Here is a 24,314-nt window from a genome sequence, read left to right on the forward strand (position 1 = left end):
GCACACAATCTACTCGTCAGCCGGCTCGAAGCGCTCGCCACGAAACACCCGACGGGGATTGCCACGCTCGATGCGGTGATGGAACAACCGCCGCTCCGCGCGCAGTTCGCTGTCGACCTGCTCTGCCTGCTGCGCCAGGCGTTGACCGATGAGCAGCAGCGCCAAGCGTTTGTTGGCGTGCTGGCTACGCTCGCTCTGTACCTTGACGCTGACGCCGCTGGCCAGGTGCGTGGCGCGCACTGCCGAGTCGGTGGTGTTGACATGCTGGCCACCCGGCCCGGACGAACGCAAGGTCTCGAAGTGGATCTCGCTCGCCAGTTCCGGTGCCGGTGGCGCAAACCGTGCGCCCCCAAAGAACCAGTTCTTGCGCGCATGCCCCGGCCGGTACGGACTGCTGCACGTCCATTGCAGCGAGCCCGTCCAGTGATCCGCCAGGCGCTCGGCCTGCTCACCATCCAGTGCCAGCAACACCGAGCGCAAGGTACCGCGCCGCGGCCCCGATTCTTCTTCGAGTATCCGAACCGCCACGGCCTGGGCATCCGCTTCGGCCTGCAGCCTGAGCAATGCCTTGGCCACTGCCAGGGCACATTCTTCCGGCCCCTGAGCCGCCGAGAGTTGCAGCAGGATCATCAGCAGCACCCTCCGCGCGTCTTGTAGGTGAGCACCGGTTTCAGTCGTGCCAGCACGCGAACCAACCCCGCTTCACGCAAGGCACCCACCACCGAGTCGATAGCCTTGTAGGCCTCCGGCGCTTCCTCGTAGATCAGCGCCCGGTCGGCGCAGATCACGCGGCTGCCTAGTGCCGTACGACTCAGTTGCTCGACGCTGTAGCGCGAGGCGAGGCGGTCCTTGCACTCGCTGCGCATCCATTTGCGTCCGGCGCCATGGGCCAGGGACAACAGGCTGCGCTCGTCGGCGATCGGCTGTACCAAGTAGCTGTAGTCGCCGCGCGAACCAGGGATCACCACCGCCCCCTGATCCGACGGTGTGGCGCCTTTGCGATGCAGCCAACCATCGAGCCCGTCGACCTGCGCTGGCGACACCAGGTTGTGGTTGATGTCGAGCAGTACATCGCCATCGGCACGCAAGCGGTCGAGCATGCGCCGGGCAATCAACTGACGGTTGGCTTCGGCAAAACGCAGCGCGCCGTCGTGCCGGCCCAGGTAATGAGTGCTGGCCTCGCTGCCCGCCTCCAGTCCGTGATGACCGAACAGGTCGACCTGCTCACGCAAGATCGCCTCGCCCAAACCACGCGAGCCGCTGTGCACCAGCAACAGCAGGTGTTTGCGCTCGATGCTCAAGGCTGCCAGGGCCGTATCGTCGTAGCTTTCATCGAGTTGCTGCAGCTCGGCGAAGTGGTTACCACCACCAATGGTGCCTAGAGAACGCTCGTGCCCCGTGGCAGGCAAACCGAAGCTGGCGACGGCCTCCTGCCACGTCTCGTCGAGCGGCAGGTCGAGGTTGCCAAGGCGTTTCTCCAGCTTGTCCAGATGCAGCTTGGCGGTCGGGATGTCCGTGCGCCACAGCGCCATGCCACAGCCGATGTCATTGCCGACCAGCGCCGGGTACAAACGCCCCACGGAAAAGAATGCCGCGCCGACCGGATAGCCACGCCCCGGATGCAGGTCCGGCATGCCGGCCACCCGATGCATGCCCCCTAGGCGAGCGGTGGTTTCGAGTTGTTGGATCGCTTTTCCTTCGATCCAGGTGTCGTCCGCGGCGACCAATACGGCGCCGTCGGACAAATTGCGAATGCAAGTGCCCATAGTCCAATCCTGATGGGTTGAAACAAAAAGATGTTCGGATTGGCAGGCCAGAGGCCGGGCGTTGCGGTACCGCTAACGAGTAGCGGCGAATGCGTTCAAGCCAGGCGCGACCTGCAAAGGGTGATCAACTGTTGCATGATGTACCTCCTTTGCTGTCGGGTGAGAGAAGGCGGGGATCTTAGGTATGTAATTGCCACCTTGCAACAACCTTGATCACATTTTCACCAGGAGAACAACGTCATGGCCGAAAAACCTGGCCGCTCCGCGGTACAAAAAACAATACACGGGCGGTACAGTGCCCAGCTTCCCCTGGATTTGTAGCTCGGGTCGCGCTGACCAGCGGCAAAGTGCCTTTAGCACACCCGTTCTATTTCGCCATTACTGCCGCGTTTCTAGAATCCCTCCATCGCTTCGGCACCGGGTCGGAGCCCAGTGATCGAGGGAACGTCACATGAACATCCAAGGAACGCTTGGGGCCCTGCTCGTTGTACCGATGCTGGCCACGCTCGCAGGTTGCGTGGCACCGGGCTCCTACAACCAGGGCCAGCAGCCCAGCCAGATGGCCGGCGGCAACGCCCCGTGCACGCCCAGTGCGACCGACAACCTGATCTCCACCGGCCGCAGCCTGCTCAGCATCGCCAACTCCGTGCTCGAAACCAAGAACAGCATGAATGGCACTTCAGCCACCTATGACCAACGCATGCAGCTTGCGGAGAACGCGCAGAAGGTCAACAAAGGCAACCAGATGCTCGACAACGTCGAGAGCATGACTGCTGGCCTGAAGTCGCCTTGCGCCACGGCGCAGACCAGTGCGTCACGTTGATCAAATCCGATCAGGGCTGCGCAGCAGCCCCGGTCGTGACAGATTCTCGGCAATTCAAGCCGACGTCAGCACCTTGCAGCCACGCCGCGAAATCTCGATCCTCGCGTAACTTGCCTCACCGAGCCCGCTGATCCGATCAAGACAGGCGGCAGGGTCATGCAGCGGCAGCTCCAGCAACTGCCGGGTATCGCGCTCCCACCAGCGCGATGCGAGCAAGCGCTCGATCATCGCTTCCGGGTATCGATAACGCACGACCTTGGCCGGAAAGCCCGCCACCACGGCGTAGGGCGGTACGTCCCGGGTGACCAGGGCGCGGGTGGCAATGATTGCGCCCGTGCCCACCTCGACGCCTTCCATGATCATCGCGCCTTCGCCGATCCACACGTCGTGACCGATACGTGCCGGTGTGCTCGGCGGTTCGTATTGCCACTGGGTGCCGGTGAACTGGAAAGGGTGCGAACTCAGCCAATCGGTGGGGTGAGCGTATTTTTCCTGGCCGATGACCACCGCGCTGCCAATGGAGCAGTAACGCCCGATCGATTCGACCACCTGCAGCGAACCGCCGCTGCGGATATAGGTATGAGCCCCGATCGCGACGTCGAGGGTGGCGGCGCTGACCGCCACATCGCCCATGCGCACTTCGGCTTCGAGCGCCAGCTTCGCCCGCTTGCCGAACTTGGAAATGCCTGTGCTCACCTTGCAACCGTGTTGGCGAATCCATCGCCGCCAGTACCAGTCCTTGAACTTCATGGGTCAATCACTCCTGCCATGGTCCAGGCTGCCCGATGGCAGCGGCCTGCCATCGTACCGTCTTGTCGGCGCAATGCCAGCCCCGGACACCTTTGTACGCCTTGCGCGAAGCGGTCGCGCTTGCATAGGCTAGCAGCTCGACAAAAGAGACCTACCATGCCGGCCACCTCCTCCATCGCCCTTGACGCCATCGATCGCCAGTTGATCGCGCTGCTGCAGATCAATGCCCGCGAAAGCGTCGCCACCCTCGCCCGCCAGCTGGGCATCGCCCGCACCACGGTGAACTCGCGGCTCGAGCGCCTGGAGCGCAACAAGGTGATCACCGGCTATGGCGTGCGCCTGGGCCAGCGCCTGATCGGCGGCGGCCTGCAGGCGTACGTGGGGATCAAGGCGCAGCCGCGCTCGGGCAAGGACATCGTGCGCCACCTCAGCGCCATGGGGCAGGTCCAGCAGTTGTGCGCGGTCAGTGGCGAGTTCGACTACGTGGCCTGGCTGCTCAGCGACTCGCCGGAGCAACTGGACCAGTTGCTCGACCTGATCGGCAGCCTCGACGGGGTGGAGAAGACCACCACGTCGATCATCCTCAGCAGCAAGGTGGACCGCGGCCAGCCGGGCTGACCGCGGCGCCCGGCCCTCAGGCCTCCATCGCGTCGAGCAGCCCTTCCAGCAGCGCGCGCACCGTTTCCGCCGAATGCAGGATCGACCAGATCATCGCCCTCCCCGCCTCGGGGGCATGGTGCTGGGCGTAGTCGTCGGCGATTTCCTGGATGGCCCGGGCCAGCATGCTGGCGTGGACCAGGGCGTCGGCGGCATCGACGCCGGGGCGCACGGTGAAGATGGGGGGATGACTGGACTGGCAGGAGCAGAAGGACTGCTCGGTGGTTGGGTTCAGGGAAAGGGGTGGGTCGGGGACGATCTTTTTCATAGCGCAGTATCCAAGTTGAGCCAGGGATTACTGCCATCTGCATCCTTCTCACGGGAATTGGGTGGCAGCCGTACGCGGGGTGAGAATCCGGCCAACTTGGAAACCGGCCAGGCAAAAGCCTGCCCGCGCAAGGCTGCCATAACGCATGCCTCGGCGCTCAAGTTGGAAGAGGGTTCTCACGCCCGCTCACCGAATAGGCGGTGACCGGCTGAAGTTAACCGCGAAGGGTTCTCCCAAACTGCCAGACCGAGGCTACATGGCTCGTAGGATACTTCCTGTTATTACATGTCTCTGTAGGACCAAGCTGATTCTCTCCAGCGCGACGTAGACTTTGTGGGAGCGGGCTTGCCCCGCGATCACGGGCGGAGCCCGTGCCATAACCCGATAATCACTATGCGGCCCAATTCGCGGGGCAAGCCCGCTCCCACAAGGTATGTATCTCGCCTCAAGACTTGGGAACCCGCCAAATGAAACAACTTGAAAGTAATTTTCTATACGTAGATCACGTACAGAAATGGCAACATGGCGCACCTGAAAAGCAGGAGCCACCAATGCCACGCAACATCTTCACTGAACTCACCGAAGGCTTCGACGCCCTCGCCGATGAGCGCGCCGGCAAACTGACCCTGCGCTCGCACAAGGTGACCTTCGAGGAGCTTGCCCCGCTGGCCCCCAACGAACTGACCGAACTGCGCCAGCGCCTGAACATGTCCCGGGCGGTGTTTGCCGCTTACCTGCGCACCAACGCCCGCACCCTGGAGAGCTGGGAACAGGGCCGCTCAAAGCCCAACGCCCAGGCCGTGGCGCTGATTCGACTGGTGCAGAAGTACCCTGAAACCGTCGAGCATCTGGCATCGCTGAGCTGATTCGTCAGTATTGAATAAATATGAATCATTAAGACGAAACAAAGCACATAACGACGCCACTCTGCACCTTAATAACGAGCACCCCACTTCATAAAATGGCCACCAGGCATTCTCTATACTCAGGCTCCGCCCCCTGCGCAGCCCCTGGCAAGGTCATTACATGAACAAGAAAAACCGCCACCCCGCCGACGGCAAGAAACCCATCACCATCTTCGGCCCCGACTTCCCCTTCGCCTTCGACGACTGGCTGGAGCACCCGGCCGGCCTGGGCAGCATTCCCAAGGAGCGCCATGGCGAAGAGGTGGCGATCGTCGGTGGCGGTATCGCCGGGCTGGTGGCGGCCTACGAGCTGATGAAGCTGGGCCTCAAGCCCGTGGTGTATGAAGCCTCCAAGCTGGGTGGCCGGCTGCGCTCGCAGGCGTTCAACGGCACCGACGGCATCGTCGCCGAACTGGGTGGCATGCGCTTCCCGGTGTCGTCCACGGCGTTCTACCACTACGTCGACAAGCTGGGCCTGGAGACCAAGCCCTTCCCCAACCCGCTGACCCCCGCATCGGGCAGCACGGTCATCGACCTGGAAGGCCAGACCTACTACGCCGAGAAATCCGCCGACCTGCCGCAGCTGTTCCACGAAGTGGCCGAGGCCTGGGCCGACGCCCTGGAGAGCGGCGCGCAGTTCGGTGATATCCAGCAGGCCATCCGCGACCGCGACGTGCCGCGCCTCAAGGACCTGTGGAACAAGCTCGTGCCACTGTGGGACGACCGCACCTTCTATGACTTCGTCGCCACCTCGCGCTCGTTCGCCAAGCTGAGCTTCCAGCACCGCGAAGTGTTCGGCCAGGTCGGCTTCGGCACCGGCGGCTGGGATTCGGACTTCCCCAACTCGATGCTGGAAATCTTCCGCGTGGTGATGACCAACTGCGACGATCACCAGCACCTGGTGGTCGGCGGCGTCGAGCAGGTGCCGCAGGGCATCTGGCGCCATGTACCGGAACGTTGCGCCCACTGGCCGGCCGGCACCAGCCTCAGCGGCCTGCACGGCGGCGCGCCACGCACCGGGGTCAAGCGCATCGCCCGCGCCGCCGATGGCCGCCTGGCGGTCACCGACAACTACGGCGACGTGCGCCATTACGCGGCGGTGCTCACCACCTGCCAGAGCTGGCTGCTGACCACCCAGATCGACTGCGAGGAGTCGCTGTTCTCGCAGAAGATGTGGATGGCCCTGGACCGCACCCGCTACATGCAGTCGTCGAAGACCTTCGTCATGGTCGACCGGCCGTTCTGGAAGGACAAGGACCCGGAAACCGGCCGCGACCTGATGAGCATGACCCTCACCGATCGCCTGACCCGCGGCACCTACCTGTTCGACAACGGCGACGACAAACCAGGGGTGATCTGCCTGTCCTACGCCTGGATGAGCGACGCCCTGAAGATGCTGCCGCACCCGACCGAAAAGCGCGTGCAACTGGCCCTCGACGCACTGAAGAAGATCTACCCCAAGACCGATATCGCCGGGCATATCATCGGCGACCCGATCACCATCTCGTGGGAGGCCGACCCGCACTTCCTCGGCGCCTTCAAGGGCGCGCTGCCGGGCCACTACCGCTACAACCAGCGCATGTACGCGCATTTCATGCAGCAGGACATGCCCGCCGAACAGCGCGGCATCTTCATCGCCGGTGACGACGTGTCGTGGACCCCGGCCTGGGTGGAAGGCGCGGTGCAGACTTCGCTGAACGCGGTGTGGGGTATCATCAACCACTTCGGTGGCCAGACCCACCCGGACAACCCCGGCCCGGGCGATGTGTTCCACGAGATCGGCCCGATCGCCCTGGCCGACTGAGCGTAGGAGTAGCGCCATGCGCATCGCCCTGTTCCAGGGCACGCCCAAGCCGTTGGACGTGCCCGGCAACCTCGAGCGCCTGCAGCACCAGGCCCAGCAGGCGGCCGCCCGTGGCGCGCAGTTGCTGGTGTGCCCGGAGATGTTCCTCAGCGGCTACAACATCGGCCTGGACCAGGTGGAACGTCTGGCCGAGGCCGAGGACGGCCCCTCGGCCATGAGCGTCGTCGAGATCGCCCAGGCGCACCGGATCGCCATCGTCTATGGCTATCCGGAGCGGGCCGAGGACGGGTCGATCCACAACAGCGTGCAACTGATCGACGCCCATGGCCGCAGCCTGTGCAACTACCGCAAGACCCACCTGTTCGGCGAGCTGGACCGCTCGATGTTCAGCCCGGGCGCCGATCACTTCCCGGTGGTCGAGCTGGACGGCTGGAAGGTCGGGCTGCTGATCTGCTACGACATCGAGTTCCCGGAAAACGCCCGGCGCCTGGCGCTGAACGGTGCCGAGCTGATCCTGGTGCCGACGGCGAACATGGCGCCTTATGACTTCGTCTGTCAGGTGACCGTGCGCTCGCGGGCGCAGGAGAACCAGTGTTATCTGGTGTACGCCAACTACTGCGGCAGCGAGGGCGAGATCCGGTATTGCGGGCAGAGCAGCATCGTCGGGCCGGATGGTGATGTGCTGGTGATGGGCGGGGATGAGGAAGGACTGTTATTGGCAGACCTGCAGCGTGAGCGGGTATTGAAAGGGCGGGAGGCGTTTCCCTACCTGGCGGACTTGCGTCGGGATCTGCATTAACAGCCAGTCCTTTCAGGGTGTTGAGAATTGGCGCTCGGCTTGGAGCTGCCGGGGCTGCTTTGCAGCCCTTTCGCGGCACAAGGCCGCTCCTACAGGGGGGCGCGGTCGCCTGTAGGAGCGGCCTTGTGCCGCGAAAAGGCCAGAACAGACAACCTCGGCATTGCGCGCTAGCATGGCGTCATGTCCGATGCCATTCGCCACCTCACCCTCGCCAACGGCCTGCACCTGACCCTGCGCCACGCGCCACGCCTCAAGCGCGCGGCGGCTGCGCTGCGGGTGCATGCCGGCAGCCACGACGCACCAGCGCGCTGGCCGGGCCTGGCGCACTTTCTCGAACACCTGTTCTTCCTCGGTAACAGGCGTTTTCCGCTGGACGACGGCCTGATGCGCTACGTCCAGGGCCTGGGTGGCCAGGTCAACGCCAGCACCCGCGAGCGCACCACCGACTTCTTCTTCGAAGTGCCCCCCGTGGCGCTGGCTGGTGGGCTGGAGCGTCTGTGCCAAATGCTCGCCGAGCCGGACTTCGCCATCGAACGCCAGCGCCGCGAGCGGGAGGTGATCCATGCCGAGTTCATCGCCTGGTCGCGCAACCCCGAGGCACAGCGTCAGTTCGCCCTGTTGCAGTCGGTGTCGGCGCGCCATCCGCTGAGCGGCTTCCATGCTGGCAACCGTCATAGCCTGCCGCTGGAAAGCCAGGCCTTCCAGCAAGGACTGAGGCAGTTCCACCACGACTTCTACCAGGGCGGGCAACTCACCCTGAGCCTGGCCGGCCCGCAGCCGCTGGAAGAGCTGGCGCACCTGGGCAGGCAGTTCGGCGGGCTGTTCGCCAAGGGCGAAAGCGTCACCCGGCAACGGCCACCCGCCTTGCTCGACGCGCCGCTGCACCAACCAGACGCCTGGGGCAACCGCCACGACCTGCTGTTCGCCCATGACGGACTGCCGGATGGCGCGGAACAGGCGCTCGAACTGCTGCTGGCCCAGCTCACCGACAGCCGGCCCGGCGGCTGGCTGGACGCCTTGCGCCGGCGCGGCTGGCTGCAGGGCTGCAAGGCGCAACAACTCCACGCCCATGCCGGGCAGTTGCTCTGGCATGTCCAGCTGCAGCTGTCGGACCAGGCCTGCCTGGACAAGACCCGGGAGCTGCTGCACGGCTGGCTGGGTTTTCTGCGGCAACAGGACCACAAGCAACTGAACGATCGCTTCACCCGCCTGCAGCAACGCCATGAACAGGCCGCCAGCGCACTGGAACTGGCCCAGCGCGACAGTGCCGGCCGGCCTTTCGCAGGGCTCGGGACACAAGGCCTGGACGCCTTCGCCGCACTGCTGTGGGACTTGCCTTTCTCGGCTGTCGGAGACTGGCAATTGCCTGCCGATGAAGCGCTGCTGGCAACCGAACTACCCACGCTCAGTACGCTGTTGCCAGCAGGGCTCGATATCGGCGACTGCCTGCCGCCCTCTCGCCAGTTTGCGACCCTCGACCTGCGTTGGCACATTCCTTCGCCGCTGCGTCAGCGCATGCAGGTCGTTCTGCAACACAGCCTGCAACCCCTGCGCGAACGTGCCGCGCAGGCGGCGCTGCAACTGGGCTTCGAGACCCTTGGCGAGCACTGGCAGTTGCGCCTGGCGGGGCATCCGCTGGCCGTGATCATTGCCACGCAGGAAGCCCTGACCTTGCTGCGCGCGCCGACCCGAAAGCATTGGCACTCGCCAGCGGCAGCCGAACCGCCGCTGATTCCGATCCGTGCCCTGCTGAAGGCACTGCCGGACGCCTTACTGACGGGTGAAAAGCAACCGCAGCCAGCCTGCACCCTGGACCAGTCGCAGCTCGACGCACTCTGGCAGCAGGCACGCTGGCAGGGATTGGCACAAGGGTTCGCCCCCGCCCAACAGGGCGCCCTGGGCACGGCACTGCAAGGCCTCATGGGACAACCCATCGCCCCCTCGCCAGCGCGCCCGATCCTCGGACGCCACTGGCGGCAGATCCCGACCTTGGGCAGCGAGCCCGCGCTGTTGCTGTTCTGTCCACTGCCGGTTGATCTGCAGGCCGCCGGACGACTGCTCGCCCACGTGCTGCAAGGCCCGTTCTATCAGCGCCTGCGCGTCGAGCTGCAGCTGGGTTACGCCGTGTTCAGCGCCTTTCGTCAGATCGAAGGCTACGCCGGGCTGCTGTTCGGCGTGCAATCGCCGCACGCCGGCCACGCGCAGATCCTCGGCCATCTGCTGGACCTGCTGCGCCAGGGCGTCGCGCTGGCCCCAGCGGCACGAGCGCAGCTGGCCGATCAGTTCGACGAGACAGCGATGGCCAACGCCGATATCACGCAATGGGCCTGGCAGGCACATATCGCGACACACAATGCCGACCTGTCGCGCATGCGAGGGTCTATCCTCAATGTCGAACAAGGCCAGCTGGATGCATTGCTCCAGCAGTTGCTCGATGCCAGCCACGGTTGGTTGTGCCTGGCCAATGCCGCCGCCCCGGACGCCGAATGGCTATGAAAAAAGGCGGGATTGTTACCGCAAATGCAATGGCGCTTTTCGAAGAATTAACCTTTCGGTACAAATTTTTCTTGTAAGATAGCGCAATCTCGGCCAATGGAACCTCTCTCTCCGGGGAGTACCCAATAGTGAGCCGACCACCCCAAACCCCATCCGGAAGGAGCAAGCCCATGTGGACCAAACCTGCATACACTGACCTGCGTATCGGCTTCGAAGTGACCATGTACTTCGCCAACCGTTAAGCGTCTGCGCGGTTCGACGCCTCGGCCCGCCGGGGCGTTTGCGTTTTTCCGATACGGCTTTCGGGCTAACCTTTCCGGCTAGAGAGTACCCATGTACATCCAGATCCTCGGTTCCGCCGCCGGTGGCGGGTTCCCCCAGTGGAACTGCAACTGCGCCAACTGCAAGGGCTACCGTGACGGTACCCTGCGTGCCACGGCGCGCACCCAGTCGTCCATCGCCCTGTCCGACGACGGCGAGCACTGGATCCTGTGCAATGCCTCGCCGGACATCCGCGCACAGCTCCAGGCGTTCGCGCCGATGCAGCCGGCACGCGCCCTGCGCGACACCGGTATCGACGCCATCGTCCTGCTCGACAGCCAGATCGACCACACCACCGGCCTGCTCAGCCTGCGCGAGGGCTGCCCGCACCAGGTGTGGTGCACCGACATGGTCCACCAGGACCTGACCACCGGTTTTCCGCTGTTCAACATGCTCAGCCACTGGAACGGCGGCCTGGTGTGGAACCGCATCGAGCTCGAAGGCAGCTTCGTCATCGACGCCTGCCCGAACCTGCGCCTCACCCCCTTCCCCCTGCGCAGCGCCGCGCCGCCCTACTCCCCGCACCGCTTCGACCCGCACCCGGGCGACAACCTCGGGCTGCTGGTGGAGGACACCCGCACCGGCGGCAAGCTGTTCTACGCGCCGGGCCTGGGCCAGGTCGACGCCAAGCTGCTGGAGATGATGCACGGCGCCGACTGCCTGCTGGTCGACGGCACCCTGTGGGAGGATGATGAGATGCAGCGCCGCGGCGTCGGCACCCGCACCGGCCGCGAGATGGGCCATCTGGCGCAGAACGGCGCGGGCGGCATGCTCGAGGTACTGGATGGCTTCCCGCGCCAGCGCAAGGTGCTTATCCACATCAACAACACCAACCCGATCCTCGATGAGGACTCGCCCGAGCGTGCCGAAGTGGTCCGCCGCGGAGTGGAAGTCGCCTTCGATGGCATGAGCATCGAGTTGTAAGGGCAGCCCTTGCACAACGTGGGAGCGGGCTTGCCCCGCGATAGCGATGGTGAGGCTGACGCCGCCATCGCGGGTCAAGCCCGCTCCCACGTACAACGAACCATCACAGGAGCCCTCCATGAGCGATGCAATGCCCCTGTCCCCTGCCGAGTTCGAGCAGGCCCTGCGCGCCAAGGGCGCCTACTACCACATCCATCACCCCTACCATGTGGCGATGTATGAAGGCCGCGCCAGCCGCGAGCAGATCCAGGGCTGGGTGGCCAACCGCTTTTACTACCAGGTCAACATCCCGATGAAGGATGCCGCGATCCTGGCCAACTGCCCGGACCGCGAAGTGCGCCGCGAGTGGATCCAGCGCCTGCTCGACCACGATGGCGCGCCCGGCGAGGACGGCGGCATCGAGGCCTGGTTGCGCCTCGGCCAGGCCGTGGGCCTGGACCCCGACCAGCTGCGCAGCCAGGAGCTGGTGCTGCCCGGCGTGCGTTTCGCGGTCGACGCCTATGTCAACTTCGCCCGCCGCGCCAGCTGGCAGGAAGCCGCCAGCAGCTCGCTGACCGAGCTGTTCGCCCCGCAGATCCACCAGTCGCGCCTGGACAGCTGGCCGCAGCACTATCCGTGGATCGACCCGGCCGGCTACGAATACTTCCGCACCCGCCTGGGCCAGGCCCGGCGCGATGTGGAGCACGGCCTGGCGATCACCCTGCAGCACTACACCACCCGCGAGGGGCAGGAACGCATGCTGCAGATCCTGCAGTTCAAGCTGGATATCCTGTGGAGCATGCTCGACGCCATGAGCATGGCCTATGAACTGAACCGCCCGCCCTATCACAGCGTCACCCGCGAGCGGGTCTGGCACAAGGGGATCACCCTATGAGTTTCGACCGTCAACAGGTGCCCGCCTGGCGCCCCGGCTACCGTTTCCAGTACGAGCCGGCGCAGAAGGGCCATGTGCTGCTGTACCCCGAGGGGATGATCAAGCTCAACGACAGCGCCGGGCTGATCGGCGGGCTCATCGATGGCCAGCGCAGTGTCGCTTTGATCATCGCCGAACTCGAGCAGCAGTTCCCCGGTGTGCCCGAAGTCGCCGACGACATCGAGCAATTCATGGAGGTGGCCCGTGCCGAACACTGGATCACCCTCGCCTGAGGTACCGGTAGGCCTGCCGCTGTGGCTGCTGGCCGAACTCACCTACCGCTGCCCGCTGCAGTGCCCGTACTGCTCCAACCCGCTGGACTTCGCCGAGCAAGGCAAGGAACTGAGCACCGAGCAGTGGTTCAAGGTGATGGCCGAAGCCCGCGAGATGGGCGCCGCGCAGATCGGCTTTTCCGGCGGCGAGCCGCTGGTGCGCCAGGACCTCGCCGATCTGATCGGCGAAGCCCGGCGCCTGGGCTACTACACCAACCTGATCACCTCCGGCATCGGCCTGACCGAGCAGAAGATCGCCGCGTTCAAGCAGGCCGGACTGGACCATATCCAGATCAGCTTCCAGGCCAGCGACGAGCAGGTGAACAACCTGCTGGCCGGCTCGAAGAAAGCCTTCGCGCAGAAGCTGGAGATGGCCCGGGCGGTGAAGGCCCATGGCTACCCGATGGTGCTCAATTTCGTCACCCATCGGCACAATATCGACAAGATCGACCGCATCATCGAGCTGTGCCTGGCCCTTGAAGCCGACTTCGTAGAGCTGGCCACCTGCCAGTTCTACGGCTGGGCGCACCTCAACCGCCTGGGCCTGCTGCCGACCCGCGCCCAGCTGGAGAGGGCCGAGCGCATCACCAACGAGTACCGGGACAAGCTCAAGGCCGAAGGCAAGCCGTGCAAGCTGATCTTCGTCACCCCGGACTACTACGAAGAGCGCCCCAAGGCCTGCATGAACGGCTGGGGCAGCCTGTTCCTGACCATCACGCCGGATGGCACCGCGTTGCCCTGCCATGGCGCGCGCCAGCTGCCGGTGCAGTTCCCCAATGTGCGCGACCACGACCTGCGGCATATCTGGTACGACTCGTTCGGTTTCAACCGCTTCCGTGGCTATGACTGGATGCCCGAACCGTGCCGCTCATGCGACGAGAAGGAAAAGGACTTCGGCGGCTGCCGTTGCCAGGCCTTCATGCTCACCGGCGACGCCAGCAAGGCGGACCCGGTGTGCGCCAAGTCGCCGGACCATGGCATCATCCTCAAGGCCCGCGAGGAGGCCGAACACGCAACGCTGGAGATCGAACAAATGACCTTCCGCAACGAGCGCAATTCCCATGTCATCGCCCGTGGCTGAGTTCAGCGCCGCCCAGGCGGTGGCCGCCGGCACCGACTTCGCCGAGCTCAAGGTCGGCGCGCAAGGTGTGTTCTGGAACGAGTTCCGCCCCGCCGATGGCGCCTGCCGGGTCTGGCACTGGCGCGATCAGCAGGCCCGCTGCCTGACCCCGGACGGATTCAGTGTGCGCAGCCGGGTCTATGAGTACGGTGGCGGCAGCTTCTGCCTGGGCGACGACGGGCTGGTATTCGTCAACGAAAAGGACCAACAGGTCTACCTGCAGGCCCTGGATGGCAGCCCACCGCGCCCGCTTACCCACGCCGACGACTGCCGCTATGGCGATGTGCAGTGGCAGGCCGGCCAGGTGCTCGCCGTCGAAGAGCAGCATGGCGAACAGGTCGTGCATCGCCTGGTGAGCCTCTCGCCGGAGCATCGACAAATCCTGGCCGAAGGGGCCGACTTCTACGCCTCGCCCACGCTGAGCCACGATGGGGAACGCCTGGCCTGGATCGAGTGGGACCGCCCGGCCCAACCCTGGACCGTCACCCGCCTGATGTGCCGGGAACGCGAACCGTCTGGCGCCTGGGGCCCGGCACGCTGCATCGCCGGGCAGGACGAATCGCTGCAACAGCCACGCTTCGATGAGCAAGGCCGCTTGTATTGCCTGTCCGACCGCGACGGTTTCTGGCAGCCCTGGGGCGAACTCGACGGCCACTGGCAACGCCTGCCCGCCGCGCTCGCCGACCATGCCGCCGCCCCCTGGCAACTGGGCGCCAGCACCTGGCTGGCCCTTGGCCCCGTCAGCTATCTGGCCAGCTGGTTCGAGGACGGTTTCGGGCAACTGGGGCTGCGCCGCGCCGATGGCGAAGTGGAGCGTTATGCCAGTGCGTACACGCGTTTCCGTAGCCTGGCGCTGGATGACGGACAGCTCTACGCCGTAGCCGCCTCGCCGATCAGCCCAGCGGCCGTGATCGCCATCGACCGGCGCAGCCACGAAGTCCAGGTGCTGGCAGGTGGCGCCGAGGTGCTGCCCGCCGAGGACATCAGCCTCCCACAGCCGATCCGTTACGCCAGTGGCGAAGGCGAGGCCAACGGATTCTTCTACCCGGCCATGCAAGGCTCGGATGGGCCATCGCCGCTGGTGGTGTTCATTCACGGCGGCCCGACTTCGGCCTGCTACCCGGTGCTCGACCCGCGCATCCAGTACTGGACCCAGCGCGGCTTTGCCGTCGCCGACCTCAACTACCGGGGCAGCAGCGGCTATGGTCGCGCCTACCGCCAGGCACTGCACCTGAACTGGGGAGCGAGTGATGTGGAAGATGCCTGCGCGGCGGTCGCCCATCTTGCCGGCCTGGGCCTGATCGACCCTGATCAGGCCTTCATTCGTGGCGGCAGCGCCGGCGGCTACACCACCCTTTGCGCCCTGGCCTTCCGGGACGTCTTCCGCGGCGGCGCCAGCCTGTACGGTGTCAGCGACCCCGAGGCGCTGGGCCGGGCCACCCACAAGTTCGAAGGCGACTACCTGGACTGGCTGATCGGCGACCCCCGGCGCGATGCCGAGCGTTATCGCCAGCGCACGCCCCTGCTGCACGCCGGGCAGATCAAGGTGCCGGTGATTTTCTTCCAGGGTGAGCTGGACGCGGTGGTGGTGCCGGAGCAGACCCGCAGCATGCTTGAAGCGCTCAAGGCCAAGGGTATCGAGGCCGAGGGGCATTTCTACGCGGGCGAGCGACATGGCTTTCGCCAGGCGGCGAACCTGGCGCATGCGCTCGAGGAGGAGTGGAAGTTCTACTGCCGGTTGCTAAGCCAGGCAACGCCATCCCTGTAGGAGCGGCCTTGTGCCGCGAAAGGGCCGCGAAGCGGCCCCGGCGATATCTGCTTTACCGCTGAGAACCTGGGGCTGCTTTGCAGCCCTTTCGCGGCACAAGGCCGCTCCTACAGGGGCCGCGTGTCCCCTAGCGCTTGGCGATGATGTACACCGCGTGCACGATCCCGGGGATATAGCCCAGCAAGGTCAGCAGGATATTCAACCAGAACGCGCCACCGAACCCCACCTGGAGGAACACGCCCAGCGGCGGCAGGATGATGGCGATGATGATGCGGATGAAGTCCATGTGCTGCGCTCCTTGAGGGTGTATCAACACAGACTAGCCGTGCCTGGCAGAGGTTCCACCGGGCAAAAAAAACGCCCCGGGCCATGTATTTCAGGCCAGGGGCGATGCGCAGGAACGCCAGACGGTTCGTTGAAATTCTGTATGCCGGAGCAACCGGTCAGGCCGGCACTTCGCGGCGGTTGTGCTGCTGGGCATGCAGGCGGGCGAAGGCCCGGGCCAGGCGCAGGAGCATCTCGTCGATATTGCCCTTGCTCACCGTCAGCGCCGGCGAGAACCGCACCACGTCGGGCTGCGGCGCATTGAGCAGCAAGCCCTCCTGCAGCGCGGCCTCGACCAGTTGCGCCGCGCTGTCTTCACGCAGTTGCAGGCCCCACAGCAGCCCCTCGCCACGCACCTCGCCCTGGCCATAGCGACCCGCCAGGCGGCTCAGGCCATCGCGCAGGTGCCGGCCACTGTCCAGCACCTGCTCGAAGAAGCCCGCCTCCAGCACGGTCTGCAACACGGCCAGCCCGGCGGCGCTCATCAGCGCGTTGCCATGGTGGCTGCCTTCCAGCTCGCCCGGTTCGGCGCAGCAGGCGCGGCCACGGGCCAGTAGCGCCGCCAGGGGCACGCCGCCGCCCAGGCCCTTGCCGAGGGTGATGATGTCGGCCCGTACGCCGTAGGACTCTTCTGCCAATAGGGCGCCGCAGCGTCCTACACCTGTCTGTACTTCATCGAGGATCAGCAGGATGCCCAGCTCACGGCACAGGCGCTCGACACCCTGGAGGTAATCACGGGTGGCCGGAATCACGCCGGCTTCTCCCTGGATCGGCTCGAGCATGATCGCCACGGTGCGCGAGTCGACCGCCGCGTGCAGCGCCGCCAGGTCGTTGAACGGCACCTTGCTGAAGCCCGGCAGGCCGGGCTCGCAGCGGTTGCACGGCAGCGGGTCGGAGGCCGACAAGGCCCCCAGGGTGCGACCATGGCAGCCCTGGCTGGCGGTGATGATGTGATAGGCGCCGTTGCGGTGCAGCTGGCCCCACTTGCGCGCCAGCTTGATCGCGCCCTCGCAGGCTTCTGCACCGCTGTTGAGCAGGTAGGCCTGGTCACTGCCGGTGCGCTGGCACAATAGCTCGACCAGGCTCAGCAGGCCGCGGCTGTGATAGCCGGCGCCGGGATTGATCAGCGCCTGGGCCTGGTTGCCCAGCGCCTTGACCAGCACGCTCGGGCTGTGGCCCAGGCTGTTGACCGCGCAGCCCTGGGTGAAGTCCAGGTAGGCGTGCCCCTCGCTGTCCCACAGCCAGGAACCCTGACCACGCACGAACACCTGCGGCGCGCGCTCGGTGCTGGGCATCAGCCGATCGCGGGAGAGCTGCGCGCCGGCCGGCTCGATCACCGGAGCACGCTTGGGCTCGGCGACGGCGGGCGCCGAACGGCGCAGGTTGAACAGGTTCATCAGGGCTCCGGCCAATCACGGGTGGGCGGTCAAGGTTCCGGTCTGGCGCCGGAATCGGATATTTTGCCTTGCCTATCAAAAGTGTTTTTCATCCGGGGTAACAATCGCCTGAATAGCCGCTGTAACCCTTTGGAATACGGCGATAGACTAGGCTTGCGGTCGGTTCCCGGCCATTTCGTTTTTCCAGCTTTTTCGATAAGTATCACTTATGGATTTTCGCCAACTGCGTTACTTCGTCGCGGTCTACGAAGAGGGCCATGTGGGCCGTGCCGCCGAGCGTCTGTCACTGTCACAGCCGGCACTGTCGCAGCAGATCCGCCAACTGGAACACAGCCTCGACCTGAGCCTGTTCGAACGCAGCAACAAGCGCCTGCTGCCCACGCTGGCCGCCCACACCCTGTACAACCATGCCGTGCCCCTGCTCGACGGCCTGCAACGGGCCCATGAAGCCATGGGCAACTTCAAGGGCCAGTCGCTGCGCACCCTGGCCATCGGCGTGCTGCAGACCGTGCGGCCAAGCCTGGTGCCGCAGTTGCTGGAACGGGTGCGCAAGGCCCAGCCGCATCTGGTGGTGCAGATCTATGAACTGTCGGGGTCGGAGATCGAGCGGCGCCTGCTCAATGGCGGCCTGGACATCGGCATCAGCTACCTGCCGCCGCGCCAGCCCGGGCTGCATGGTTTGCTGCTGTACGAGGATGAACTGCAGCTGGTGATCCCCAGGACCCACCCGCTCAAAGACTTCAAGAAGGTCTCGATCCGCCAGGCGGCGGAGCTGCCGATGCTGATGCTCGGCGAGGAGTTCCAGATCCGCCAGATCTGGAAGGCGCAGCTGGCCAGCCAGGGTCGCAGGCCCCAGGTACAGGCCGAGATGAACAACATGGCGGGGATCCTCGACAGCCTGGCGCACACGGCGCTGGCAACCATCCTGCCGGGCAGGGCCAAGGATGCCGCACAGGACGATCAGGAACTGCTGTGGAAGCCCCTGAGCGAGCCGCGGGTGCCGCTGAAGGTTGGCCTGGTGTTCCGCGATGCCCAGCGCCAGCAGGCTTCGGTGGAGCTGCTGCGGACCCTGCTGGAGGAAGAAGCCGACCCGCGCCAGCTGGGCGTCTCGCCTCTGGACGTGCTCGGCTGAAAAACACGCGCACAAAGAAAACCCCGCCTAAGCGGGGTTTTCCAGACTGTTTCCCTTCGACATCCCTATCATCCCGCCGTCCTGGCAGGAAATCCTTCGTGTCCCTGTTCTAGCTTTTCGCGCTTCCTGCGCTACTTCCGTGTAAGGCGTCCTGCTCTGTCCATTGCGCGTCCTGCGCTACGTCCATGTAAGAAAGAGTAACCGTGGATCCAATCTTAGGAAAGAGGCGAAACGTCACCACGTCGTGTAAGCCAAAGCTTACAAAAGCAGCCCATTCACAAACACGCCGCCCTGATAAAACAAAAGGCCGCCCCTACAGACGGATTGCATCCCCATTGTAGGAGCGGCCTCGCCGAGGCGTCGGACCGGCCGGATGGGCTGCAACGCAGCCCCAAAAATGGTCAGAACTGCGCAGCGTCCAGCAGGTACAGCGACTCGCTCCCCGCCTTCACCGATGCCACCAGCGAGTGAACCCGTGGCAGCAAACGTGCGAAGTAGAACCGTGCCGTGCCCAGCTTGGCGCCGTAGAAGTCGGCATCCCCTTCACCGGCCTTGGCCGCCCGTGCCATCAATGCCCACATGTAGGCGTAAGCGACATAGCCGAATGCGTGCAGGTACTCGACCGAGGCCGCGCCGATTTCGTTGGGGTTGCCCTTGGCCTGGTCCAGCACCCAGGCGGTCAGCTCATCGAGCTGGTCAAGGGATGCCGCCAGCGGCTTGGTGAATTCACCCAGCTCGCCGCCGGCAGTGGCGATGAACTGGCGGATCTCGTCGGCGAACAGCGTGTAGTAGGCGCCGCCGCTGGCCACCACCTTGCGGCCTACCAGGTCCAGTGCCTGGATACCGTTGGTGCCTTCGTAGATCTGGGTGATACGCACATCGCGCACCAGCTGCTCCTGGCCCCATTCGCGGATGTAGCCATGGCCACCGAAGACCTGCTGGCCATGCACGGTGCACTCCAGGCCCAGGTCGGTGAGGAAGGCCTTGGCCACCGGGGTCAGCAGCGCCACCAGCTCCTCGCTGCGCTTGCGGGTCGCGGCGTCTTCGCTGTACTTGGCGCTGTCGAGCTGCATCGCCACATAGGTGGAGAACGCGCGACCGCCTTCGGTCAGCGCCTTCATGGTCAGCAGCATGCGGCGCACGTCCGGGTGGACGATGATCGGGTCGGCCACCTTGTCCTTGGCCTGCGGGCCGGTCGGGGCGCGGCTCTGCAGACGGTCGCGGGCGTACTCCACGGCGTTCTGGTAAGAACGCTCGGCCGAAGCCAGGCCCTGGATGCCGACACCCAGGCGCTCGTAGTTCATCATGGTGAACATGGCCGCCAGGCCCTTGTTCGGCTCGCCGACGATGTAGCCGACCGCTTCGTCGAAGTTCATCACGCAGGTGGCCGAGCCCTGGATGCCCATCTTGTGCTCGATCGAGCCGCAAGTGGCCGGGTTGCGCGCGCCGAGGCTGCCGTCCTGGTTGACCAGGAACTTGGGCACCAGGAACAGCGAGATGCCTTTCGGGCCTGCCGGAGCATCCGGCAGCTTGGCCAGCACCAGGTGGATGATGTTCTCGGTGAGGTCGTGCTCGCCGCCGGTGATGAAGATCTTGGTGCCGCTGACCTTGTAGCTGCCGTCAGCCTGGGGTTCGGCCTTGGTGCGGATGATACCCAGGTCGGTACCGGCGTGGGGTTCGGTGAGGCACATGGAACCGGCCCAGACGCCGGCGTACATGTTCGGCAGGTACTGTTCCTTGAGCGCTTCACTGGCGTGGGCGTTGATCGACAGGCAGGCGCCGGCGGTCAGCATTGGGTACAGGCCGAAGGCCAGGCTCGAGGCGTTGACCATCTCCTCGACCTGGGCCGAGACGACCTTGGGCATGCCCATGCCACCGAAGAGCGGATCACCGCCAACGCCGACCCAGCCCCCTTCGGCGTAGGTCTGGTAGGCCTCGATGAAGCCTGCCGGGGTACGCACCGAGCCGTTGTCCCAGTGGCAGCCCTCTTCGTCGGCGGCGCGGCTCAGCGGCGCGATGGTCTTGCCGGTGACCTTGCCGGCCTCTTCCAGCACGGCCATGGCCGTGTCCGCATCGACGGCCTCGGCCAGGGCGGGCAGTTGCGACCAGAGCGTGGCCACGTCGAAGACTTCATTGAGGACGAAGCGCATATCGCGCAGGGGCGCTTTATATTCAGCCATGACAACCTCTCGCTATCGGGGTCGGAGCGGCCCGTCGGGGCCGCGGCACTGGGATGACCGCAGTGTAACCGAACAACTTTTACGAGACATAGGGTCATCATGCGACCGAATAGTCTTACATGGTCACACGAAAATTCACGCCATGCGCACGGCGCCGCGCCGCGACTGCTGGCCGAAGGTCATGACACAGTTGCGCCCCGCGCCCTTGGCGCTGTACAGCGCCTGGTCGGCGGACTTGAGCACTTCGTCGGGGTTGCGGTGCTCGGCCTGGCGCTCGGCCACGCCGATGCTGATGGTTACCGACACCGTGGTATTGGCCCCTCCGACACGGCGCTGGCGACCCGCGGAATCATCCTGCGGACGGCTGTTCTGGTCACGCAACTGGATGGCGTAGTTGGCGATCATCTCGCGCACCGCCTCCAGGTGCGGCAGGCACTCTTCGGCGGTCTTGGCGGCGAATACCAGGGCGAATTCCTCGCCACCGTAACGGTAGGCGCGCCCGCCGCCGGTCACCTTGGACAGGCGGCTGGCGACCAGGCGCAGTACCTGGTCGCCGACATCGTGGCCGTGGGTGTCGTTGAATTTCTTGAAGTGGTCGACGTCGGTCATGGCGATCACATAGTTGCGCCCCAGGCGCTGCATGCGCTCGTTCAGGGCGCGCCGCCCGGGCAGGCCGGTCAGTTCGTCGCGGAAGGCCATCTGGTAGGCCTCGTGGGACACCGCGGCGGCGATCATCAGCATCACCTGGCTGCACATGATGTTCAGGGTGAACGGCAGGATGAAGGTCTTGGGCAGCATCCAGAAGATGCCGATCAGGCCGATGATCTGCGCGGCATGCAAGGGCCTTGGCTCACGCAGGTACTGCACCACCAGCAGGATGAACACCGCCAGGAACAAGGGGTAGGCCAGCTGGATCAGGCTCATCCACTGACCATGCAGCGCGGGCCAGCGGATCTCGGCCAGCCAGCCCAGCAGCGCCTCGGGAAAACTCTGCTCCAGCGCCACCGCAACGCTGCTCACGGCGAACAGCACGGCGAAGCGCGCCAGCAGGTCCTGGGCCAGGTGGGTGCGTTCCTGCCACGCCCCGTACAGGCCGAACAATGCCGGCAGCAGCAGGCACACCAGGTGGAAGATCACCGCCGCATCCTCGCGGACCCGGCCATTGTCGCGGTAGAAGTCGGTCTGGGTATCGAGCAGGAAATAGGCGACGTACACCGTGACCATCAGGAACAGCTCGCGCTGGCGGCGGTACACGGCGCAGTAGGCGCCCCCCAGCAACAGCACCAAGGTGGGTAGAACGTTGAACAGCGATGTGAAGAAGACGCTGAGGTCCCTCACATAGGCTGCCGCAAGCCCTGCCAGCAACAGAATCAGCGAAGGCAGGAAGTGGCTCGCGCGTACAGCGGATAGACGAAACAAGGGTAATCTCCGACCCGGCAGATCAATAATGGCATTGTGCCCCTACTTCATCGGCAGTGCACATGAATAGATGAATACAGATGCCCGCTTTAACGGCAGATCAGGGGCCAAGCTTGAGACTTTCTCGTTACTGGATGCGACATTCCTGATTTCGCGCGATCCGTGTAGGAGCGGCCTTGTGCCGCGAAGGGGCTGCGCAGCGGCCCCAGGAAACAAAGATCGCCGGGGCCGCTTTGCGGCCCTTTCGCGGCACAAGGCCGCTCCTACAGGGGGTTCGTGTAAAAACCCGGGCGAAAAAAAACCGCCTGCCGGTGAGGGCAGGCGGTTTTTGGTACAACCAACCAGTTTAGATGGACAGACCGAAGTCTTCTTCCTTCATAGCCATCAGGTTGTCGGCGCCGGACAGGATCGCCGCGACGTGGCTGCGGGTACGCGGCAGGATGCGCTGGAAGTAGAAGCGCGCGGTCTGCAGCTTGGCGGTGTAGAACGCCTCTTCGCTGGTGCCGGCTGCCAGTTTCTCGGCGGCCAGGCGGGCGATGTCGGCCCAGAAGTAGGCCAGGCACGCGTAGCCGGAGTACATCAGGTAGTCCACCGAAGCGGCACCCACTTCCTCGCGGTCCTTCATCGCGGCCATGCCGATCTTCATGGTCAGCTCGCCCCACTCCTTGTTGATCGCGGCCAGTGGCTCGACGAACTCCTTGGTGGCGGCGTTGCCTTCCTGCCCTTGGCAGAACTTGTGGACGATCTTGGTGAAGCCCTTGAGCGCCTCGCCTTGGGTCATCAGCACTTTACGGCCGAGCAGGTCGAGGGCCTGGATGCCGGTGGTGCCTTCGTACAGCATGGAGATACGGCTGTCGCGCACGTTCTGCTCCATGCCCCACTCGGCGATGAAGCCGTGGCCGCCGTAGATCTGCACGCCGTGGTTGGCGGCTTCGAAGCCGACTTCGGTCATGAACGCCTTGGCGATCGGGGTCAGGAAGGCCAGCAGGGCGTCGGCCTTCTTGCGCTCTTCCTCGTCCTGGCTGTACTTGACGATGTCCACCTGCTTGGCGGTGAAGTACACCATCGCACGGTTGCCTTCGGCGAAGGCCTTCATGGTCAGCAGCATGCGACGCACATCCGGGTGGACGATGATCGGGTCAGCGGCTTTTTCTGGTGCTTTCGGGCCGGTCAGCGAGCGCATCTGCAGGCGGTCACGGGCGTACTTCAGGCCACCCTGGAACGCCACTTCGGCGTGGGCCAGGCCTTGCAGCGCGGTGCCCAGGCGAGCAGTGTTCATGAAGGTGAACATGCAGTTCAGGCCCTTGTTGGCCGGGCCGATCAGGTAACCGGTGGCGCCGTCGAAGTTCATCACGCAGGTGGCGTTGCCGTGGATGCCCATCTTGTGCTCGAGGGAGCCGCAGCTCACGCCGTTGCGCTCGCCCGCGCCGCCTTCGGCGTTGGGCAGGAACTTCGGCACGATGAACAGCGAGATGCCCTTGGTGCCGGCAGGGGCATCGGGCAGGCGGGCCAGGACGATGTGGACGATGTTGTCGGCCATGTCGTGTTCACCGGCCGAGATGAAGATCTTGGTGCCGGAAACCTTGTAGCTGCCGTCGGCCTGAGGTTCGGCCTTGGTGCGCAGCATCCCCAGGTCGGTGCCGCAGTGCGGCTCGGTCAGGCACATGGTGCCGGTCCACTCGCCGGATACCAGCTTGGTGAGATAAGTCTCTTGCTGCTCGGGAGTGCCGTGCTCGGAGATGGTGTTCATCGCGCCGTGGGACAGGCCTGGGTACATGCCCCACGACCAGTTCGATTCGCCAACCATTTCGCTGAGCGTGAGGCCCAGCGACTCGGGCAGGCCCTGGCCGCCGTGCTCGATGTCATGGGCCAGGCTCGGCCAGCCACCCTCGACGAACTGCTCATAGGCTTCCTTGAAGCCGGTCGGTGTCTTCACGCCCGACTCGCTCCAGGTGCAGCCTTCGAGGTCGCCGACACGGTTCAGCGGGGCCAGGACCTGCTCACAGAATTTCGCGCCTTCTTCCAGGATCGCGTTGACCATGTCGGGCGTGGCGTCCTGGCAGCCCGGCAGGCTCTGATAGTGCGCCTCATAGCCGAGCAGCTCGTCGCGGACGAAGCGGATATCACGCAAGGGGGCTTTGTAATCAGGCATTGCGATGAACCTCTGTGATGAGTTCGGTGGGGAGACCGCGGATACCGACCAGCTCTTGGCGGCTTTCGGTCAAACAGTTGTTTGAAACTTACGTTTAGGTGGCCTCGCTGTCAAGGTGGGTGAA

The 24,314-nt window shown here is 64.9% G+C and carries 22 protein-coding genes; 13 read left to right on the top strand and 9 right to left on the bottom strand.

From position 1 onward, the window contains the following. Positions 1 to 9: 9 nt before the first annotated feature. Both prfH and NMG10_RS14945 read right to left on the bottom strand, forming a co-directional pair. Entirely contained in the window at positions 10 to 630 is a 621-nt protein-coding gene (prfH, locus tag NMG10_RS14940; RefSeq protein ID WP_232855070.1) for a peptide chain release factor H, read from the bottom strand. Next, positions 630 to 1,766 (bottom strand): RNA ligase RtcB family protein, encoded by a 1,137-nt coding sequence (locus NMG10_RS14945; protein WP_232855069.1) that lies wholly within the window; start codon positions 1,764 to 1,766, stop codon positions 630 to 632. Before NMG10_RS14945 ends, prfH begins: the two co-directional genes overlap by 1 nt. 451 nt (positions 1,767 to 2,217) lie before the next feature. Here NMG10_RS14945 and NMG10_RS14950 point away from each other — a divergent pair, with 451 nt between their 5' ends. Further along, the gene (locus NMG10_RS14950; protein ID WP_046857393.1) at positions 2,218 to 2,589 is read left to right on the top strand and encodes a hypothetical protein; all 372 of its coding nucleotides are present in this window, start codon (positions 2,218 to 2,220) and stop codon (positions 2,587 to 2,589) included. Between the two features lie 54 nt (positions 2,590 to 2,643). Here the strand turns inward: NMG10_RS14950 and NMG10_RS14955 are convergent, their stop codons facing one another. Next, a complete protein-coding gene (locus NMG10_RS14955; protein ID WP_232855068.1) occupies positions 2,644 to 3,339 on the bottom strand; it encodes a CatB-related O-acetyltransferase in 696 nt (231 codons plus the stop codon). A gap of 156 nt (positions 3,340 to 3,495) precedes the next feature. On the opposite strand from NMG10_RS14955, the gene NMG10_RS14960 reads away from it, so the two are divergent. Then, entirely contained in the window at positions 3,496 to 3,957 is a 462-nt protein-coding gene (locus NMG10_RS14960) for an Lrp/AsnC family transcriptional regulator (protein ID WP_088852407.1), read from the top strand. A 16-nt stretch (positions 3,958 to 3,973) separates the two neighbouring features. On the opposite strand, the gene NMG10_RS14965 is transcribed toward NMG10_RS14960, so the two are convergent. Beyond that, entirely contained in the window at positions 3,974 to 4,264 is a 291-nt protein-coding gene (locus NMG10_RS14965) for a DUF3077 domain-containing protein (protein WP_232855067.1), read from the bottom strand. Positions 4,265 to 4,815: 551 nt separating this feature from the next. Here NMG10_RS14965 and NMG10_RS14970 point away from each other — a divergent pair. The 10 genes from NMG10_RS14970 to NMG10_RS15015 all read left to right on the top strand — a co-directional run bounded on the left by NMG10_RS14970 (position 4,816) and on the right by NMG10_RS15015 (position 15,586). Further along, a complete protein-coding gene (locus tag NMG10_RS14970; protein WP_096049206.1) occupies positions 4,816 to 5,130 on the top strand; it encodes a DNA-binding transcriptional regulator in 315 nt (104 codons plus the stop codon). Positions 5,131 to 5,290: 160 nt separating this feature from the next. Further along, the gene (locus NMG10_RS14975; RefSeq protein ID WP_232855066.1) at positions 5,291 to 6,973 is read left to right on the top strand and encodes an NAD(P)/FAD-dependent oxidoreductase; all 1,683 of its coding nucleotides are present in this window, start codon (positions 5,291 to 5,293) and stop codon (positions 6,971 to 6,973) included. A gap of 16 nt (positions 6,974 to 6,989) precedes the next feature. Further along, entirely contained in the window at positions 6,990 to 7,772 is a 783-nt protein-coding gene (locus NMG10_RS14980; RefSeq protein WP_232855065.1) for a carbon-nitrogen hydrolase family protein, read from the top strand. A 180-nt stretch (positions 7,773 to 7,952) separates the two neighbouring features. Further along, on the top strand, positions 7,953 to 10,268 hold the full coding sequence (gene pqqF, locus NMG10_RS14985) for a pyrroloquinoline quinone biosynthesis protein PqqF (RefSeq protein WP_254464611.1): 2,316 nt from the start codon (positions 7,953 to 7,955) through the stop codon (positions 10,266 to 10,268). Between the two features lie 170 nt (positions 10,269 to 10,438). Continuing rightward, positions 10,439 to 10,510: a pyrroloquinoline quinone precursor peptide PqqA gene (gene pqqA / locus NMG10_RS14990; RefSeq protein WP_003243383.1), complete on the top strand. Its 72-nt coding sequence runs from the start codon at positions 10,439 to 10,441 to the stop codon at positions 10,508 to 10,510. Positions 10,511 to 10,601: 91 nt separating this feature from the next. Beyond that, positions 10,602 to 11,513: a pyrroloquinoline quinone biosynthesis protein PqqB gene (pqqB, locus tag NMG10_RS14995; protein WP_232855063.1), complete on the top strand. Its 912-nt coding sequence runs from the start codon at positions 10,602 to 10,604 to the stop codon at positions 11,511 to 11,513. A 118-nt stretch (positions 11,514 to 11,631) separates the two neighbouring features. Further along, positions 11,632 to 12,387, top strand: a complete 756-nt coding sequence (gene pqqC, locus NMG10_RS15000) for a pyrroloquinoline-quinone synthase PqqC (protein WP_203649870.1) — start codon at positions 11,632 to 11,634, stop codon at positions 12,385 to 12,387. Continuing rightward, complete coding sequence (pqqD, locus tag NMG10_RS15005; RefSeq protein ID WP_203649868.1) at positions 12,384 to 12,659, top strand: pyrroloquinoline quinone biosynthesis peptide chaperone PqqD; 276 nt, start codon at positions 12,384 to 12,386, stop codon at positions 12,657 to 12,659. The genes pqqC and pqqD overlap by 4 nt, the downstream gene beginning before the upstream one ends. Then, the gene (gene pqqE, locus NMG10_RS15010; RefSeq protein ID WP_203649866.1) at positions 12,631 to 13,779 is read left to right on the top strand and encodes a pyrroloquinoline quinone biosynthesis protein PqqE; all 1,149 of its coding nucleotides are present in this window, start codon (positions 12,631 to 12,633) and stop codon (positions 13,777 to 13,779) included. Before pqqD ends, pqqE begins: the two co-directional genes overlap by 29 nt. Further along, entirely contained in the window at positions 13,760 to 15,586 is a 1,827-nt protein-coding gene (locus NMG10_RS15015; protein WP_232855062.1) for a S9 family peptidase, read from the top strand. Before pqqE ends, NMG10_RS15015 begins: the two co-directional genes overlap by 20 nt. 127 nt (positions 15,587 to 15,713) lie before the next feature. Here NMG10_RS15015 and NMG10_RS15020 read toward each other — a convergent pair whose 3' ends face one another. Continuing rightward, positions 15,714 to 15,872, bottom strand: a complete 159-nt coding sequence (locus NMG10_RS15020; protein ID WP_009681539.1) for a YqaE/Pmp3 family membrane protein — start codon at positions 15,870 to 15,872, stop codon at positions 15,714 to 15,716. Between the two features lie 157 nt (positions 15,873 to 16,029). Next, positions 16,030 to 17,307, bottom strand: a complete 1,278-nt coding sequence (locus NMG10_RS15025; RefSeq protein WP_232855061.1) for an aspartate aminotransferase family protein — start codon at positions 17,305 to 17,307, stop codon at positions 16,030 to 16,032. 208 nt (positions 17,308 to 17,515) lie between these two features. Here NMG10_RS15025 and NMG10_RS15030 point away from each other — a divergent pair, with 208 nt between their 5' ends. After that, entirely contained in the window at positions 17,516 to 18,439 is a 924-nt protein-coding gene (locus tag NMG10_RS15030; protein ID WP_186712661.1) for a LysR family transcriptional regulator, read from the top strand. Between the two features lie 401 nt (positions 18,440 to 18,840). Here NMG10_RS15030 and NMG10_RS15035 read toward each other — a convergent pair whose 3' ends face one another. From NMG10_RS15035 to NMG10_RS15045, 3 genes are all read right to left on the bottom strand, one after another. Then, positions 18,841 to 20,619, bottom strand: a complete 1,779-nt coding sequence (locus tag NMG10_RS15035; protein WP_232855060.1) for an acyl-CoA dehydrogenase C-terminal domain-containing protein — start codon at positions 20,617 to 20,619, stop codon at positions 18,841 to 18,843. A gap of 135 nt (positions 20,620 to 20,754) precedes the next feature. Then, complete coding sequence (locus NMG10_RS15040) at positions 20,755 to 22,038, bottom strand: diguanylate cyclase (protein WP_254464612.1); 1,284 nt, start codon at positions 22,036 to 22,038, stop codon at positions 20,755 to 20,757. A 346-nt stretch (positions 22,039 to 22,384) separates the two neighbouring features. Next, the gene (locus NMG10_RS15045; protein WP_110734511.1) at positions 22,385 to 24,190 is read right to left on the bottom strand and encodes a phenylacyl-CoA dehydrogenase; all 1,806 of its coding nucleotides are present in this window, start codon (positions 24,188 to 24,190) and stop codon (positions 22,385 to 22,387) included. Between the last annotated feature and the right edge of the window lie 124 nt (positions 24,191 to 24,314).

It is taken from the genome of Pseudomonas sp. DVZ6 (genome assembly GCF_024259445.1).
In the GTDB taxonomy this organism is placed as follows: domain Bacteria; phylum Pseudomonadota; class Gammaproteobacteria; order Pseudomonadales; family Pseudomonadaceae; genus Aquipseudomonas; species Aquipseudomonas peradeniyensis.

Excerpts from the sequence above, each read along its gene's own strand:
- prfH (WP_232855070.1), bottom strand. The coding sequence starts at position 630 with ATGATCCTGCTGCAACTCTCGGCGGCTCAGGGGCCGGAAGAATGTGCC.
- NMG10_RS14945 (WP_232855069.1), bottom strand. The coding sequence starts at position 1,766 with ATGGGCACTTGCATTCGCAATTTGTCCGACGGCGCCGTATTGGTCGCC.
- NMG10_RS14950 (WP_046857393.1), top strand. The coding sequence starts at position 2,218 with ATGAACATCCAAGGAACGCTTGGGGCCCTGCTCGTTGTACCGATGCTG.
- NMG10_RS14955 (WP_232855068.1), bottom strand. The coding sequence starts at position 3,339 with ATGAAGTTCAAGGACTGGTACTGGCGGCGATGGATTCGCCAACACGGT.
- NMG10_RS14960 (WP_088852407.1), top strand. The coding sequence starts at position 3,496 with ATGCCGGCCACCTCCTCCATCGCCCTTGACGCCATCGATCGCCAGTTG.
- NMG10_RS14965 (WP_232855067.1), bottom strand. The coding sequence starts at position 4,264 with ATGAAAAAGATCGTCCCCGACCCACCCCTTTCCCTGAACCCAACCACC.
- NMG10_RS14970 (WP_096049206.1), top strand. The coding sequence starts at position 4,816 with ATGCCACGCAACATCTTCACTGAACTCACCGAAGGCTTCGACGCCCTC.
- NMG10_RS14975 (WP_232855066.1), top strand. The coding sequence starts at position 5,291 with ATGAACAAGAAAAACCGCCACCCCGCCGACGGCAAGAAACCCATCACC.
- NMG10_RS14980 (WP_232855065.1), top strand. The coding sequence starts at position 6,990 with ATGCGCATCGCCCTGTTCCAGGGCACGCCCAAGCCGTTGGACGTGCCC.
- pqqF (WP_254464611.1), top strand. The coding sequence starts at position 7,953 with ATGTCCGATGCCATTCGCCACCTCACCCTCGCCAACGGCCTGCACCTG.
- pqqB (WP_232855063.1), top strand. The coding sequence starts at position 10,602 with ATGTACATCCAGATCCTCGGTTCCGCCGCCGGTGGCGGGTTCCCCCAG.
- pqqC (WP_203649870.1), top strand. The coding sequence starts at position 11,632 with ATGAGCGATGCAATGCCCCTGTCCCCTGCCGAGTTCGAGCAGGCCCTG.
- pqqD (WP_203649868.1), top strand. The coding sequence starts at position 12,384 with ATGAGTTTCGACCGTCAACAGGTGCCCGCCTGGCGCCCCGGCTACCGT.
- NMG10_RS15015 (WP_232855062.1), top strand. The coding sequence starts at position 13,760 with ATGTCATCGCCCGTGGCTGAGTTCAGCGCCGCCCAGGCGGTGGCCGCC.
- NMG10_RS15020 (WP_009681539.1), bottom strand. The coding sequence starts at position 15,872 with ATGGACTTCATCCGCATCATCATCGCCATCATCCTGCCGCCGCTGGGC.
- NMG10_RS15025 (WP_232855061.1), bottom strand. The coding sequence starts at position 17,307 with ATGAACCTGTTCAACCTGCGCCGTTCGGCGCCCGCCGTCGCCGAGCCC.
- NMG10_RS15030 (WP_186712661.1), top strand. The coding sequence starts at position 17,516 with ATGGATTTTCGCCAACTGCGTTACTTCGTCGCGGTCTACGAAGAGGGC.
- NMG10_RS15035 (WP_232855060.1), bottom strand. The coding sequence starts at position 20,619 with ATGGCTGAATATAAAGCGCCCCTGCGCGATATGCGCTTCGTCCTCAAT.
- NMG10_RS15045 (WP_110734511.1), bottom strand. The coding sequence starts at position 24,190 with ATGCCTGATTACAAAGCCCCCTTGCGTGATATCCGCTTCGTCCGCGAC.